Source organism: Paraconexibacter antarcticus (assembly GCF_024220175.1).
Lineage (GTDB): Bacteria > Actinomycetota > Thermoleophilia > Solirubrobacterales > Solirubrobacteraceae > Paraconexibacter > Paraconexibacter antarcticus.
This window is the reverse complement of sequence record NZ_CP098502.1, coordinates 961,631-977,172: the sequence shown is the minus strand read 5'-3', so window position 1 is coordinate 977,172 and position 15,542 is coordinate 961,631. Positions and strand designations below refer to the sequence as shown.

Annotated in this window: 12 protein-coding genes and 1 pseudogene; all 13 read right to left on the bottom strand. The window is 69.7% G+C overall.

What is annotated here, in order from left to right; translation table 11 throughout:
• Window positions 1-8: 8 nt before the first annotated feature.
• Window positions 9-4,298 carry a DNA-directed RNA polymerase subunit beta' gene (rpoC, locus tag NBH00_RS04765; RefSeq protein WP_254572208.1) on the bottom strand — a complete coding sequence of 1,430 codons (4,290 nt, stop codon included), beginning with the start codon at window positions 4,296-4,298 and terminating at the stop codon, window positions 9-11.
• A 6-nt stretch (window positions 4,299-4,304) separates the two neighbouring features.
• The gene (gene rpoB / locus NBH00_RS04760) at window positions 4,305-7,919 is read right to left on the bottom strand and encodes a DNA-directed RNA polymerase subunit beta (RefSeq protein WP_302182699.1); all 3,615 of its coding nucleotides are present in this window, start codon (window positions 7,917-7,919) and stop codon (window positions 4,305-4,307) included.
• 195 nt (window positions 7,920-8,114) lie between these two features.
• Entirely contained in the window at window positions 8,115-8,951 is an 837-nt protein-coding gene (locus NBH00_RS04755) for an EAL domain-containing protein (protein WP_254572206.1), read from the bottom strand.
• Window positions 8,952-8,972: 21 nt separating this feature from the next.
• Window positions 8,973-10,168, bottom strand: a pseudogene (locus NBH00_RS04750) (diguanylate cyclase domain-containing protein); the annotation flags it as partial.
• Window positions 10,165-10,602 carry a response regulator gene (locus tag NBH00_RS04745; protein WP_254572204.1) on the bottom strand — a complete coding sequence of 146 codons (438 nt, stop codon included), beginning with the start codon at window positions 10,600-10,602 and terminating at the stop codon, window positions 10,165-10,167. The pseudogene NBH00_RS04750 and the gene NBH00_RS04745, both read right to left, overlap by 4 nt.
• Window positions 10,599-10,778 (bottom strand): ATP-binding protein, encoded by a 180-nt coding sequence (locus NBH00_RS04740; RefSeq protein ID WP_254572203.1) that lies wholly within the window; start codon window positions 10,776-10,778, stop codon window positions 10,599-10,601. Before NBH00_RS04740 ends, NBH00_RS04745 begins: the two co-directional genes overlap by 4 nt.
• Window positions 10,779-10,816: 38 nt before the next feature.
• Complete coding sequence (locus tag NBH00_RS04735; RefSeq protein ID WP_254572202.1) at window positions 10,817-12,091, bottom strand: sensor histidine kinase; 1,275 nt, start codon at window positions 12,089-12,091, stop codon at window positions 10,817-10,819.
• A 151-nt stretch (window positions 12,092-12,242) separates the two neighbouring features.
• Window positions 12,243-12,623 (bottom strand): 50S ribosomal protein L7/L12, encoded by a 381-nt coding sequence (gene rplL, locus NBH00_RS04730; RefSeq protein WP_254572201.1) that lies wholly within the window; start codon window positions 12,621-12,623, stop codon window positions 12,243-12,245.
• Between the two features lie 5 nt (window positions 12,624-12,628).
• Entirely contained in the window at window positions 12,629-13,321 is a 693-nt protein-coding gene (gene rplJ / locus NBH00_RS04725; protein WP_254572200.1) for a 50S ribosomal protein L10, read from the bottom strand.
• An 83-nt stretch (window positions 13,322-13,404) separates the two neighbouring features.
• The gene (gene rplA / locus NBH00_RS04720; protein WP_254572199.1) at window positions 13,405-14,130 is read right to left on the bottom strand and encodes a 50S ribosomal protein L1; all 726 of its coding nucleotides are present in this window, start codon (window positions 14,128-14,130) and stop codon (window positions 13,405-13,407) included.
• A complete protein-coding gene (gene rplK, locus NBH00_RS04715) occupies window positions 14,130-14,555 on the bottom strand; it encodes a 50S ribosomal protein L11 (protein WP_254572198.1) in 426 nt (141 codons plus the stop codon). The genes rplA and rplK overlap by 1 nt, the downstream gene beginning before the upstream one ends.
• A 113-nt stretch (window positions 14,556-14,668) precedes the next feature.
• Entirely contained in the window at window positions 14,669-15,190 is a 522-nt protein-coding gene (gene nusG, locus NBH00_RS04710; RefSeq protein WP_254572197.1) for a transcription termination/antitermination protein NusG, read from the bottom strand.
• Window positions 15,191-15,222: 32 nt separating this feature from the next.
• Complete coding sequence (gene secE, locus NBH00_RS04705) at window positions 15,223-15,534, bottom strand: preprotein translocase subunit SecE (RefSeq protein WP_254572196.1); 312 nt, start codon at window positions 15,532-15,534, stop codon at window positions 15,223-15,225.
• Window positions 15,535-15,542: the final 8 nt, after the last annotated feature.

Here is a 15,542-nt window from a genome sequence, read left to right as displayed (position 1 = left end):
GCGAGCGGCTACGAGTCGCTCGGGATGTCGAGGTCCGCGAGCTCCTCCGCGAAGCCCGGGTCGGTGCCCCCGGCGCCGATCTCCTCGAGGGACGCGATGTCCTCCGAGAAGGCCGTGCCGAAGCCGCCGAGGTCATCGGTGCCCGAGAGGCCGAGGATCTCGTCGCTGTCGAGCAGGCCGAGGTCGTCGACCGCGCGGGGCAGCGGCTCCGCCGGCTCGATCTCGATGCGGCGGTAGCGACGGAGGCCGGTGGCCGCCGGGATGAGCTTGCCGATGATCACGTTCTCCTTGAGCCCGTTGAGGGTGTCCTTCTTGCCCTCGAGCGCGGCGTCGGTGAGGACCTTCGTCGTCTCCTGGAAGGAGGCGGCCGACAGGAACGAGTCCGTGTTCAGCGAGGCCTTCGTGATGCCGAGGATGATCTCCTCGTACTGGGCCTGCTCGCCCTTCTTCTTCTTGATCTCCTCGTTCGCCTTGTAGAACTCGTAGCGGTCGACGAACTGGCCGGGCAGGTAGTCCGTGTCGCCCTTCTGGTCCACGCGGACCTTCTTGAGCATCTGGCGGACGATGAGCTCGACGTGCTTGTCGTTGATGTCCACGCCCTGGGACTTGTAGACGACCTGCACCTCCTTCACGAGGTACCGCTCGGTCTCCGTGCGGCCGCGGAGGGCCAGGAGCTCGTGCGGGTAGATCGAGCCCTCGTTGAGCTGGACGCCGGCCTCGACCGTCTGGCCGGACTCGACGAACACGCGGGTGCGGCGGGGGAACGGGTAGCGGAACTCCTCGCCGGTGTCGTCGGTGATGACGACGGTGAGGGCCTTGTCCGTCTCCTCGATCGTGACCGTGCCGCTCTGCTCCGCGATCCGCGCGAGGCCCTTCGGCTTGCGGGCCTCGAAGAGCTCGACGATGCGCGGCAGGCCGTGCGTGATGTCCGCGCCGGCGACGCCGCCGGTGTGGAACGTGCGCATGGTCAGCTGCGTGCCGGGCTCGCCGATCGACTGCGCCGCGATGATGCCGACGGCGTCACCGATCTGCGCGGTCTTGCCGGACGCCATCGAGCGGCCGTAGCACGCCTGGCACACGCCGGTGATGGCGACGCACTTCAGCGTCGACCGCAGCGGCACGCGCGGGTTGGCCCCCGCGTCGAGCTCGTCGCGGTAGGCCTCGCCGATCGCCGCCGCCTCGGGCCGGTCGATCTCGCCGCCGGCGGCGACGATGACCTGCTTGCCCGACTTGTCGGTGATGTCGAGGGCCGCGATACGCCCGATGAGGTTGTCGTTGACGTCCCCGGTGGCCGTGTAGACCTCGACGCCGATGTACTCGGTCGTGCCGCAGTCCGGCTCGCGGATGATGACGTCCTGGGCGACGTCGACGAGACGGCGCGTCAGGTAGCCGGAGTCCGCGGTGCGGAGGGCGGTGTCCGCGAGGCCCTTACGGGCGCCGTGGGTCGAGATGAAGTACTCGAGGACGTCGAGGCCTTCCATGAAGTTGGCCTTGATGGGCCGCTCGATGATCTCGCCCTTCGGGTTGGCCATGAGGCCACGCATGCCCGCCAGCTGGCGGATCTGCTTGAAGGAGCCACGCGCACCCGAGTTGGCCATCATGAAGATGGGGTTCAGCTCGTCGAAGTGCTGCTCCATCTTGGAGGCCACCTCGTCGGTGCAGGCGTTCCACTGGTCGACGACCATCTCGTGGCGCTCTTCCTGCGTGATGAGGCCCATGTCGTACTGCTCGCGGATCTCGGCCACGAGGTCCTCGTACTTCTTGAGCACCTCGCCCTTCTCCGGCGGGATCACGACGTCGTTCTTCGAGACCGTGATGCCGGCCTGGGTCGCGAACTTGAAGCCGACCTCCTTGAAGGCGTCGAGGACGAGGGCGATCGTCGACGGCCCGTGACGCTGCACGAGGTCGTCGATGAGCTGGGTCGTGTCCTTCTTGCGCATCGACTTGTTGACGAAGATCCGGTCCTCGTCGGTGAACTTGCCGCGGAGGGCCTCCTCCAGCGAACGCTCGATCTTGTCGTTGTAGATGATGCGGCCGATCGTCGTGAGGACGTGACCGCCCTCCGCGCCGGGACGGCGGTACTCGGCGAGCCCGTGGAGCTCGACGATCTTGTGCTCGTAGGCCGTCTCGGCCTCCTGCGCGGTGCGGAACGAGTGCGGGCGCGCGAGGTCCGCGGGCCACTGGTCCGAGTCACGGAGCTCCTCGAGCTTCGCGAACGTGAGCTTGTCCGGGTCCGCCGGGTCCTCGTCGTACTTCGAGTACGTGAGGTAGTACGCGCCGAGCACCATGTCCTGCGACGGCGTGGCCAGCGGGGCACCGTGCGCCGGGGACAGGATGTTGTTCGCCGACAGCATGAGCAGCCGGGCCTCCGCCTGCGCCTCGGCGCTCAGCGGGAGGTGGACGGCCATCTGGTCGCCGTCGAAGTCGGCGTTGAACGCCGCGCAGACGAGCGGGTGGACCTGGATGGCCTTGCCCTCGACGAGCACCGGCTCGAACGCCTGGATGCCCAGGCGGTGGAGCGTCGGCGCGCGGTTGAGGAGCACCGGGTGCTCGTGGATGACCTGCTCGAGAACGTCCCAGACCTGCGGGATCATCGAGTCGACCATCTTCTTGGCGGCCTTGATGTTCTGCGCGTCCTTGCGCTCGACGAGCTGGGCCATGATGAACGGCTTGAACAGCTCGAGCGCCATGAGCTTCGGCAGGCCGCACTGGTGGAGCTTCAGCGACGGGCCGGCGACGATCACCGAACGGCCGGAGTAGTCCACGCGCTTGCCGAGCAGGTTCTGGCGGAACCGGCCCTGCTTGCCCTTGAGCATGTCGGACAGCGACTTCAGCGGCCGGTTGCCCGGGCCGGTGACGGGACGGCCACGGCGGCCGTTGTCGAACAGCGCGTCGACGGCCTCCTGCAGCATCCGCTTCTCGTTGTTGACGATGATCTCCGGCGCGCCGAGGTCGAGCAGCCGCTTGAGGCGGTTGTTGCGGTTGATGACGCGGCGGTACAGGTCGTTCAGGTCGGAGGTCGCGAAGCGGCCACCGTCGAGCTGGACCATCGGGCGCAGCTCCGGCGGGATGACCGGGACGGCGTCGAGGATCATCATCTCCGGCTTGTTGCCGGAGTTCAGGAACGCGGAGAGCACCTTCAGGCGCTTCACCGAGCGGGCCTGCTTCTGCCCCTTGCCGTTCTTGACGATGTCCTCGAGGTCGACGCGCTCGTGCTCCGGGCACAGGCCGGGCATGTCCTGCGGGCGCAGGTCGTCGCCGGGCAGGCGGTCGGGGTCGACCTTGCGCGGCGGCGCGTCGCGGTCGTAGTCGGGCTTCTCGCGCAGGAGCTCGCGGATGTACTCCGCGCCCATGCCGCCGACGAAGTATTCGCCGAAGCCGAACGGGGACCCGAAGCGGTGCTTCAGCTCACGGAAGAACGTCTCGTCCTGGATGATGAGCTTCGGCTGGAACTGGTCCTTGTCGACGGGCTTCTCGACGTAGGAGTCCAGCGGCCAGTCCTCGCCCTCGGCGGGCGGCTCGTCGGCCGGCTCGTCACGGTTGGAGAAGAGCTTCCAGACGTCCTTGAGGCGCATGATCGCGTCCTCGTAGTAGGCCTGGGTGTCGTCGATGTCGGTCGCGAAGGTCTTCTTGACCTCGTTCGTGAGCTTCTTGCGCTCGTCGTCCGAGAGCTTCTTCACGGTGATGTCGAGCGACTCGGCCCACAGGTGGTCCTCGTCGGAGAAGTCGCCCTGGCTGCCGTCGGCGAGGTACGCGAGGCGCGCCTCGCGCGAGGTGCGCAGCTCGCCGGTCCGCTCCTGCTCCTCCGAACGCAGGCGCGTGAGCTCGGCCTGCATCTCCTCCTGGAGCTTCGGGATGTCGCGCCAGCGCGCCTCCTGGTCCACGGACGTCACGATCGACGCCGCGAAGTACAGGATCTTCTCGAGCTCCTTGGGAGCCATGTCGAGGAGGTAGCCGATGCGGCTCGGGACGCCCTTGAAGAACCAGATGTGGCTCACCGGGGCGGCGAGGTCGATGTGGCCCATGCGCTCGCGGCGCACCTTGGAGCGCGTGACCTCCACGCCGCACCGCTCGCAGACGATGCCCTTGTAGCGGACGCGCTTGTACTTGCCGCAGTAGCACTCCCAGTCCTTCGTGGGACCGAAGATGCGCTCGCAGAAGAGGCCGTCCTTCTCCGGCTTCAGCGTGCGGTAGTTGATCGTCTCCGGCTTGGTGACCTCGCCGGAGGACCAGGAACGGATCTGCTTGGAGGAGGCGAGACCGATTTCGATCGCGTCGAAGTTGTTGATGTCAATCATGCTGTGTTACGCCTCGTCTCCGTCGTCAGTGGCCAGCTCGAGGTCCGGCACGTCGCCGGCGGCCTCGGGTCCTGCGTCGTCGTCCGACTCCTCGTCGGCCGACTCCTCCGTCTGCTCGTCCGCCGCGTCGTCGGTGACCGCGGCGCGCACGCCGGAGAGGTCGATGCCGAGCTCCTCGGCGGCCCGGAGCAGGTCGTCGTCCTCGTCCTGCATCTCCGCGCGGGTGCCCTCCTCGGACACGACGTTCACGTCGAGGCCGAGCGACTGCATCTCCTTCAGGAGGACCTTGAAGGACTCGGGGATCGACGGCTCGGCGATGTTCTCGCCCTTGACGATCGCCTCGTACGCCTTCACGCGGCCGACGGTGTCGTCGGACTTGATCGTGAGCATCTCCTGCAGCGTGTAGGCGGCGCCGTACGCCTCCAGGGCCCACACCTCCATCTCGCCGAAGCGCTGGCCGCCGAACTGCGCCTTGCCGCCCAGCGGCTGCTGGGTGACGAGCGAGTACGGGCCGGTCGAGCGCGCGTGGATCTTGTCGTCCACGAGGTGGAGGAGCTTCAGGATGTACATGTAGCCGACCGTGACCATCTGGTCGAACGGCTCACCGGTGCGGCCGTTGTACAGCCGGAACTTGCCGGCCGCCTTCGTGCCGTCGCGGCGGGACTCGTCGACGTCCATGCGGATCGGGCCGCCGGCCTTGATGTGGTCGCGCTGCCAGTTGACGAGCGCGTTGTCCACGTCGGTCACCGAGGCGCCGTCGAACACGGGGGTCGCGGTGTAGACCTTGCCCTTGCCGTGCTCGAAGCCCTTCTCGGGGTCGTCGTACCAGCCCTCGGCGGCGGCCCACCCGAGGTGGACCTCCAGGAGCTGGCCGACGTTCATGCGGGACGGGACGCCGAGCGGGTTGAGGATGACGTCGACCGGGGTGCCGTCCTCCATGAACGGCATGTCGTGGTCGTCGACGATCTTCGAGATGACGCCCTTGTTGCCGTGGCGGCCGGCGAGCTTGTCGCCCTCGGAGATCTTGCGCTTCTTCGCGACGAACACGCGGACGAGGTCGTTGACGCCCGGCGGCAGGTCGTCGCCGTTCTCGCGGCTGAAGGTCATGACGTCGATGACGACGCCGCCCTCGCCGTGGGGCACCTTCAGGGAGGTGTCGCGGACCTCGCGGGCCTTCTCCTTGAAGATCGCCCGGATGAGCTTCTCCTCGGCGGTGAGCTCGGTCTCGCCCTTCGGCGTGACCTTGCCGACGAGCAGGTCGCCCGAGGTGACCTCGGCGCCGATGCGGACGATGCCGCGGTCGTCGAGGTTGCGGAGCGACTCCTCCGAGCGGTTCGGGATGTCGCGGGTGATCTCCTCGTCGCCGAGCTTCGTCGTGCGGGCGTCGATCTCGTACTCCTCGATGTGGATCGAGGTGAGCTCGTCGTCCTTCACGAGCCGCTTCGAGAGGATGATCGCGTCCTCGAAGTTGTAGCCCTCCCAGGACATGAAGGCGACGCGCAGGTTCTTGCCGAGCGCCATCTCGCCGTGGTCGGAGGCCGAGCCGTCCGCCAGCAGGTCGCCCTTGGCCACCTTGTCGCCCGTGTTCACGCGCGGCTTCTGGTGGATGAGGGTGCCCTGGTTGGAGCGCATGAACTTCTGGAGCTCGTACTCCTTGCGCTCGTCGCCGGCCGGGTTCTCGAGGATGATCGAGGTGGCGTCGACGTGCGTGATCTCGCCGTCGAACGCGGCGAGGAGGATGTCGCCGGTGTCGTGCGCGGCGCGCTTCTCCATGCCGGTGCCGACGACCGGGGCGTCCGGCACGAGCAGCGGGACGGCCTGGCGCTGCATGTTCGAGCCCATGAGGGCGCGGTTGGCGTCGTCGTGCTCGAGGAACGGGATCATCGCCGTGGCGACGGACCAGATCTGCTCGGGCGAGACGTCCATCAGCTCGACGGCGCCCGGCTCGACCATGACGTACTGGCCGGCCTGCGTCCGGCAGATGATGTCCGTGCCGATGAGCTTGCCGTCCTTGTCGACGGGCGTGTCCGCCTGCGCGATGAGGCGGATCTCCTCCTGCGTGGCGTCGAGGCGGACGATCTCGTCCGTCATCTTCCCGTCCTTGACGACCCGGTAGGGCGTCGTGACGAAGCCGTGCTCGGAGACCTGCGCGTAGCTCGACAGCGAACCGATGAGGCCGATGTTCGGACCCTCCGGCGTCTCGATCGGGCACATGCGGCCGTAGTGGGTCGGGTGGACGTCGCGGACCTCGATGGGCGCGCGCTCGCGGGTCAGGCCGCCGGCCCCGAGGGCGCTGAGGCGGCGGCGGTGCGTGAGGCCCGCCAGCGAGTTCGTCTGGTCCATGAACTGCGAGAGCTGCGAGGAGCCGAAGAACTCCTTCTGCGCGGCGACGACCGGGCGGATGTTCACGATCGTCTGCGGCGTGATCGTGTCCTCGTCCTCCGTCGTGAGGCGCTCGCGGACGACGCGCTCCATGCGGTAGAGGCCGATGCGGAAGGCCTCCTGGATGAGCTCGCCGACGGTGCGCAGGCGGCGGTTGCCGAAGTGCTCGTACTCGTCGAGGTGCTCGTCGACGGGCTCGCGGGGCATGGACGCGGCCTCGGCGGCGTAGTCCTTGATCTCGACCTCGCCGTCCTCCGGGATACCGAGGATGCGCGGCAGGGCGACGAGCTCACGCACGAGGGCGTGGATGTCGCCGTGCGTGAGCTGGCGGGTGTCGAGGTCGATGTCGAGGCCCAGGCGCGCGTTGAGCTTGTAGCGACCCACGCGGGTGAGGTCGTAGCGCTTGGGGTCGAAGAAGAGCTGCTGGAGCAGGGCGTACGCGGCGTCGACGGACGGCGGCTCGCCGGGGCGCTGCTTCTTGAAGAGCTCGATGAGCGCGCCCTTCTTCGTCTTCGTCGTCTCCGGGTCGCCCTCGATGGTGTTCCGGATGTAGAGCGAGTTCTCGAACAGCTCGAGGATCTCGGCGTCGAGCTTCGCGATGTCCTCCTCGGACTCCTCGCGCGTGCCGTCGACCTCGGGGTCGTACGTCATCGCGCGCAGCAGCACGGTGACCGGCAGCTTGCGCTTGCGGTCGATGCGGACGAAGACCTTGCCCTTTTTGTCGATCTCGAGCTCGAGCCACGAGCCGCGGGCCGGCATGAGGTTCGCGATGAAGACCTGCTTCTCGCGGTCCTTCGGCTCCATGAGGTAGGCGCCGGGGGAGCGGACGAGCTGCGTGACGACGACGCGCTCGGTGCCGTTGATGATGAACGTGCCGCGCTCGGTCATCCAGGCGAAGTCGCCCATGAAGACCGACTGCTCGCGGATCTCGCCCGTCTCGTGGTTGATGAACGCGACGGTGACCGTCAGGGGACGGGAGTACGTCAGGTCCTTCTCGCGGCACTCCTCGATCGTGGCGGCCGGCTCGTCGAAGTGGAAGTCGCCGAAGTTGACGGCGAGGTGGCCGGTGTAGTCCTCGATCGGGGAGATGTCGTCGATCGTCTCCCGCAAGCCTCCCTTCTCGGTGTCGACCAACCACTCGAACGACTTGCGCTGGATGTCGATGAGGTTGGGGACTTCGACGGACTTGTCCAAGCGCGCGAAGGTACGGCGCTTGCGGGGGGCGTCAACACGAGGCACGACGGGCGACTCCTCAAGGGGTCGGGAAGGACGAGACGAGGGCGGGCTCACCGGCGAGGGCGAGCGCGACTGTCCAAGATAGCACAGCAAGCTGCTGCCCCCAGGGAGGGCGGATCGACGCTCACGGACCCCGCTTCGTGTGCTCCCCGTATGTGGCGGGGACACGTCCTTCGGGCGGCTACGGCTATCGGTCGATCACGTCCGAGTGTAGCTGTCCGGGTCCGGGGTCGCCACCCCTCGCTCCACGAGCCGCGGCCGCCCGGTGTGGAAGCCCTGGGCGTAGTCCACCCCGTAGCCGCGCAGCAGCCCGGCGTCCTCGACGCACTCGGCGACGGTCTGCAGCCCGAGCCCGTGCGCGACCGACACCATGCCCTGCACGAGCACCTGGTCGGTGCGGCTCGCCCGGAGGTCGCGGATGAACTGGCCGTCGATCTTCAGGAAGTCGAGCGGGAGGTGGCGGAGGTAGGCGAAGGACGCGAAGCCCGCCCCGAAGTCGTCGAGCGCGACCCGGCACCCGGAGCCGCGCAGCCGCTCGGCCAGGGCGGCGGCCCGGGCGACGTTCGCGATCGCGGTCGTCTCCGTGATCCCGAAGACGAGGATCGACGGGTCCACGCCGTGCCTGGCGAGCGCGGCGTCGAGGAATCCCGCGAGGCCGGGGTCGTTCAACGAGTGACCGGAGAGGTTGATGCCGACGCACCCCGTCTCCCCCAGCGCGCCCTCCGCGACGAGGGCGCGCGCCTCGTCGATGACCCAGCGGTCCACGCCGACCATGAGGCCGCGGCGGTCGGCGACGTCGAGGAACTCGGCCGGCAGCAGGAGGCGGCCGGCGTCGCGCATGCGGAGCAGCAGCTCGCCCTTGAGCGGCAGCCCGCCGTGGAGCGGGACGATCGGCTGCAGCGCGAGCCGGAAGCCGCCCTCCTGCAGCGCGGCGCGGATGCGCGCCTCCGTCGACACGAGTGCGGTCAGGCGCGTCTGCTCCGCGGTGGACGCCCGGCGCACGGTGTTGCGGCCCTCGGCCTTCGCCGTGTACATCGCGAGGTCCGCGCGGACCAGGAGGTCGTCGACGCTCGCGCCGTGCTCGTGGACGGCGACCCCGACGCTCGCCGTCGTGGTGAGCGAGCGGCCCGTCGCGTCGGCGATCGCGGCCCGGAACCGCTCGGCCGCGAGCTCCGCGGTCTCCGCATCCGCCCGCGGGAGGACGATCGCGAACTCGTCGCCGCCGAGCCGCGCGACGACGTCGGCGGCGCGGGCGCTGCGCTCGAGGCGGTCGGCGACGTCGCAGATGAGGGCGTCCCCGCGCTGTGGCCGAGCGTGTCGTTCGTGTCCTTGAAGTTGTCGAGGTCGAGGATGACGAGGGCGACGGGCTCCGCGTAGCGGTCGGCGCGGGCGAGGGCGCCGCCGAGCTCGTCCTCGAGCCCGCGCCGGTTCAGCAGGCCGGTGAGGGCGTCGTGCGAGGCGAGGTGCTCGAGCTGGGCGAGCAGGCGCCGGCGCTCCGCGATGTCGCGCTCGACGAGCGAGACGGCGACGACCTCCCCCGCCGCGTCCCGGATCGGGGTGAGGGCGAGCGCGACCTCGACGGGGCGGCCGTCGCGCGTGCGCCGCGAGGTCTCGACCTCGGCGGTGCGGGCCCCGGCGAGCGCGGCGCCGAGGAGCGCGTCGAGCTCCTCGCGGGCCTCCGGGGTGAGTACCGAGCCGATGTCGCGGCCGAGCATCTCCTCCGCCGGCCACCCGTACATCCGCTCGGCCCCCGGGTTCCAGCAGGTCAGGCGGCGCTGGCGGTCGACGGCCATGATCGCGTCGAAGGAGGACTCGACGATCGCGGCGAGGTGCGCGGCCTTGGCGTCCGCCTCGCGGCGGCGGGCGTTCGCCGCCGCCTCCTCGAGCTCGCGGTCCAGCGCGGGCGCGAGGCGCGAGAGGCTGCCCTTCATGACGTAGTCGCTCGCCCCCGCGGCCATCGCGTCGACGGCGGACTCCTCGCCGATCGTGCCGGAGACGATGATGAACGGGATGTCGGGGTCGTGCTCGCGGACGATCCGCAGGGCCGAGCGGGAGTCGAAGCCCGGCAGGCCGTGGTCGGAGATGATCGCGTCGTAGCGGTCGGCCAGCGCGGCGCGGAGCGCGGGCTCGTCGACGACGCGGGCGCTCTCCACGTCCCAGCCGGCACGGCGCAGCGCCCGGAGGATGAGCTGCTCGTCGTCCTCGTCGTCCTCGACGAGCAGGACACGGAGCGGGCGGCCGGGGGCGGTCACGACGGTGGCGGCTCGTTGATGACCAGCCAGTAGAGGCCGAGCTGCCGGATGGCCTCGGCGAACTGCGAGAAGTCGACGGGCTTGCGGATGTAGCTGTTGACCCGTAGGCGGTAGCCGTCGAGGCGGTCGCGGTCCTCGTGGGAGGTCGTGAGGATGACGATCGGCATGAGCGTCGTGCGCTCGTGCTCGCGCAGGCGGCGGAGGACCTCGAGGCCGTCGATGCGCGGGAGCTTCAGGTCGAGCAGGACGAGGGCCGGGAGCCGGCGCTCCTCGCAGCCCTCGCCGATGAGGTAGTCGAGCGCCTCGGCGCCGTCCCGGACGACCTCGACGTCGCTCGCGACGCCGCTGCGCGAGAGGGCGCGAAGGGTCAGCGCCTCGTCGTCGGCGCTGTCCTCGACGAGGAGGATGAGCGGGGTGTCGCGGTCGCGGCTCACGGGGCGAACCGGAAGGTGAAGCGGGCGCCCTGCCCGACGTGGCCCTCGGCCTCGATGCGGCCGCCGTGGCGCGTGATGATGCGCTGGACCGTGGCGAGCCCGAGGCCGCTGCCCGGGAACTCGCGCTCGGCGTGGAGACGCTGGAAGGCGCCGAAGAGCTTGTCGGCGTAGGCCATGTCGAATCTGTCCGTTGTCGCGGACGACGACCGCCGGCTCACCGGCGAGGGTCCCCGGCTCGACGACGATGCGGGCGTCCTCGGTGGTCGCCGTGAACTTGAAGGCGTTGCCGAGGAGGTTCTCCATCGCGACACCGACCTGGCGGGGGGACGGCGTCGACGACGATCCCGGGCGTGATGTCGACGGTGACGGCCCGCTCGGCCGGGTCGGGGGCCAGCTCGTCCGCGATCTCCCGGGCGACCGCCGAGAGGTCGACCGGCTCGCGCCTGAGGTCGGTGCGGGTCAGGCGCGAGAGCGACAGCAGGCCGTCGAGCAGGGTCGCCATCCGCTGGCTCGCCCGTCTGATCCGGTGCAGGTGGTCGAGGCCGACCTCGTCGAGCTGCCCGGCATGGTCCTCGATGAGCGCCTGGCCGAAGCCGTCGATGCTCCGCAGCGGCGCGCGCAGGTCGTGGGAGACGGTGTAGGAGAACGCCTCGAGCTCCCGGTTCGTCGCGGCGAGCGCGTTCGTCCGCTCGCTCACGAGCTCCTCGAGCCGCTCGCGGTGGTCGCGGAGCTCCGCCTCGACGGCGCGCCGGTCGGTGACGTCGCGGATCGCCGCACAGGACATCGGCTGCTCGGTCCCGGTCAGCGGGCTGAGGGAGATCTCGACCGGGAACTCGCTGCCGTCGGCGCGGCGCGCCCACAGCTCGAGGCCCGCCCCCATCGGGCGCGGGCGCGGGCTCGCGGCGAACGCCTCGCGGTGACGCGGATGACGGGCGCGCAGGCGCTCGGGGACGAGCATCTCCACCGGGCGGCCGACGAGCTCGTGCCGGGGGTAGCCGAAGAGCTTCTCGGTCTGCCGGTTGATGAGCTGGATGACGCCCTCGGCGTCGACGATGACCATGGCGTCCGGCGCGGACTCGAGCACGCCGCGGAAGAGGCCGTGAAGGCGGCGTCGCTCGGTCACGTCGCGGATGGCGGCGGAGACGAGCGGCAGCCCATCGTGGCGGAGCGGGCTGAGCGAGATCTCGACGGGGACCTCGACGCCGTCGCTACGCAGCGCCGAGAGCTCCAGCTGCCCGCCCATGGCCCGCGGGCGGGCGTCCGCCGCGAAGACCGCGCGATGGCCGCCGTGGCGGTCGGCCAGGCGCGCCGGCACGAGCGTCTCGACCGGACGGCCGATGAGCTCGTCGCGCGAGTAGCCCAGCAGCCGCTCGGTCTGGGCGTTCACGAGCACGATCAGGCCCTCGGGGTCGACGATGACCATCGCGTCGGGTGCGTTCTCGAGGAGTGCCTGATGCTCGGCGAGGCCCAGCTGCAGACCGGTCTTCACCCTCGCATCGTAGTTCCGATCCACCAGATTGTGGCTGGGACCCGGCGGCTCGACGAATGTTGCGCTCGCGGGGGTCGCGGCGGGAACGCGCCGGAACGACCGAGGGCGCCCGGTGGGCGCCCTCGGATACGACGTGGAGCGGGGCTCCGAGCTACTTGAGCTCGACGGAGCCGCCGGCCTCCTCGAGCTCGGCCTTGAGCTTCTCGGCCTCGTCCTTCTCCAGGCCCTCCTTGATGGGCTTGGGGGCCTCGTCGACGAGCGCCTTGGCCTCCTTCAGGCCCAGGCCGGTCGCCGCGCGGACGACCTTGATGACCTGGATCTTCTTGTCGCCGGCCGCGGTGAGGATGACGTCCCTCGTGGTGGACTCCTCCTCGGCCGCGCCGCCGGCGTCGCCGCCGCCGCCCGCGGGCGCCGCAGCGGCGACGGCCGTCGCGGACACGCCGAACTCCTCCTCGAGCGCCTTGATGCGCTCAGACAGCTCCAGCACGGAGATGCTCTTCAGCTCTTCGATCCATTCAGCGGTGGTGCTCATGTGTGTCAGTCCTCCTGGGGGGTCTGGTCAGTGGTGTCGGCAGGCGCGGCGGGCGGGGCCGCTTCGTCCTCCGTTGCTACAGCGTCGGTCGTGTCGGCCTCGGCGGCCGGGGCCTCCTCGGCGGGCGCCTCCTCGGCGGGAGCGGCGGCAGCTGCCGGCGCGTCGCCCGAGGGGATCTCGCCCGACTCCTTCTTCTCGCGCACGCCGTCGAGGGCGATCGCGAGGCCTCCGATGAGCCCGTTGAGGCTCCGGGCCAGGCCGGTGAGCGGCGAGGCCACGAGGCCGACGAGCTGCTGGTACAGCACGTCGCGGCTCGGGAGCTTCGACAGCGCGGTGATCTGGGCGGCGTCGAGCGCCTCCCCGTTCAGCACGCCGCCCTTGAAGGCGAGGAACGTCGTCGACCTCTGGGCGTCCGCGAGGGCCTTGGCGGCCCCCGCGACGTCGCCGCGCACGAACGCCAGCGCGGTCGGGCCGGACAGCAGCGCCTTCAGCGCCTCGGTCTCGGTCTGATCGGCCGCACGCTCGGTCAGCGTGTTCTTGACGACACGCAGCGAGGCGTCCGACTCGGCAAGCTTCGTCCGCAGGTCGGCGACCTGGGCGACGGTGATCCCGCGGTAGTCCACGGCGAAGATCGCCTCGGACTCCTGGATCTGGCCGGCGATCTCTGCGATCGCCGTGGCTTTCTGCTCTCTGTTCATGAGCCTCCTATCGCGGGCTTAGCAGCCGGAGCACGGGTGTGCGCCGGCCTGCCGCGGGTCTGTGGTGGCCTCGAGGGTGGTGACTACGCCGCGGTGGGCGTGGCCTCCTCGAGGATGTCCTTGATGCGGGTGGGGTCGACCTTGACGCCGGGGCCCATGGTCGAGGCCATGGTGATCGACTTGATGTACTTGCCCTTGGCCGCGGACGGCTTGGCACGCATCAGCTCGTCGATGACGGCGGCGTAGTTCTCGAGCAGCTGGGAGTCGGGGAAATCGACCTTGCCGATCGTCAGGTGGACGATCGCGGTGCGGTCGGTGCGGTACTCGACCTTGCCGGCCTTCGCCTCCGTGACGGCCTTCGCGACGTCCATCGTCACGGTGCCGACCTTCGGGTTGGGCATCTTGCCCGACGGGCCGAGGACGCGGCCGAGGCGGCCGACGACGGGCATCATGTCGGGGGTCGCGATCGCCACGTCGAAGTCGGTGAAGCCCTCCTCGACGCGCTTGGCCAGATCCTCGTCACCGACGACGTCGGCGCCGGCGGCGGTCGCCTCGGCGGCCTTGTCGCCACGGGCGAAGACCGCGATCTTGACCTCCTTACCGAGGCCGTGGGGCAGCGCGATCGTGCCGCGCAGCTGCTCGTCCGCGTGGCGGACGTTCAGGCCCGTGCGGACGTGGATCTCGATCGACTCGGTGAACTTCGCGCGCTTGAGCTCCTTGACGAGCTTCACCGCGGCGGCCGGGGAGACCTCGACCGTGCGGTCGACCTTGGCCTTGACCTCGTTGTAGGACTTGCCGTGCTTGGGCATCAGGCCTCCACCTCCACGCCCATCGAGCGGGCGGTGCCGGCGATGATCTTCACCGCGGCGTCGATGTCGTTCGCGTTGAGGTCCGGCAGCTTCTTCTCCGCGATGCCCACGATCTGGGCCTGGGAGAGCTTGCCGACCTTCGTCTTCTGCGGCTCGGCCGAGCCCTTGTCGATCGACAGCGCCTGGCGGATGAGCACGGCGGCCGGGGGCGTCTTGGTGACGAACGTGAACGAGCGGTCCTCGTACACGGTGATGACGACGGGGATCGTCGTGCCCTGGTCACCCTGGGTCTGCGCGTTGAACGCCTTGCAGAACTCCATGATGTTGATGCCGTGCTGACCCAGCGCGGGGCCGACCGGCGGCGCCGGGCTGGCCTGGCCGCCTGCGGCCTGCAGCTTGATGGTGGTGAGGACCTTCTTAGCCATTGCTATCTCCTGCCACGGCCCCGGCCTGTCCGGGGGAAGTGGTCGTCGCGGATGTTCGTCGTGCTGCGGTGCTGCGGAACGTCAGTGTCCGCGATTCGTTGCGGACTGTGAAACTAGATCTTCTTGACCTGGTCGAAGCCGACTTCGACCGGGGTCTCACGCCCGAAGATTGACACAAGCACCTTCAGCTTGGCCTGCTCCTGATTGACCTCCGAGATCTCTCCCGAGAAGTCCGACAGGGGGCCATGGACGACCTTGACCGACTCGCCGATGGTGAACTGCGCCTTCGTGGCGACCTTCTGCGCGACCTCGCGGTGCAGCAGGCGGTCGACCTCGGGCTGGGTCAGCGGGACCGGCTCGTTGGCGGAGCCGACGAACCCGGTGACGCCGGGGGTGCCCTTCACGAGCTGCCAGGAGTTCTCGTTGAGATCGAGGTTGATGAGCACGTAGCCGGGCATCGTGCGCTTCTCCTTCGTCTCCTTCACCCCCTCCTTCATCTCCGAGACGGTCTCGGTGGGGATGACGACCTGGCGCAGGAACCGCTTCTGCCCGAGCGTCTCCGCCCGGTGCTCGATGTTCTGCTTGACCTTCTTCTCGTGGCCGGAGTAGGTGTTGACGACGTACCAGCGGAACATGTTGTGAAGTCTCGTTCTCTTCTCGGGTCGGCCTAGAGGATGTAGTCGACGATCTTCTTCGCGAGCGCGTCGGCGAGGCCGAGGTAGGCCCCCGCGACGATCACGAAGCCGATGACGACGGCGGTGGCCTGTCCGACCTGGCTGCGGTCCGGCCACTGCACCCGCTGCAGCTCGGCCCACGAGGCACGGAGGAACGCGGTGAAGCGACCGATGCCCCGGGTGGTCGGCGCGCCCGGGACGGCGGCGGCGCCACGGGCAGGGGCGCCCGCGAGCGCAGCGCGCTCGAGCTCGGCGTCGCCGGGGGCGGCCGCCAGGTCCTGCTCGTCTTCGGGTGCTTCGGCCACGTCAGAGC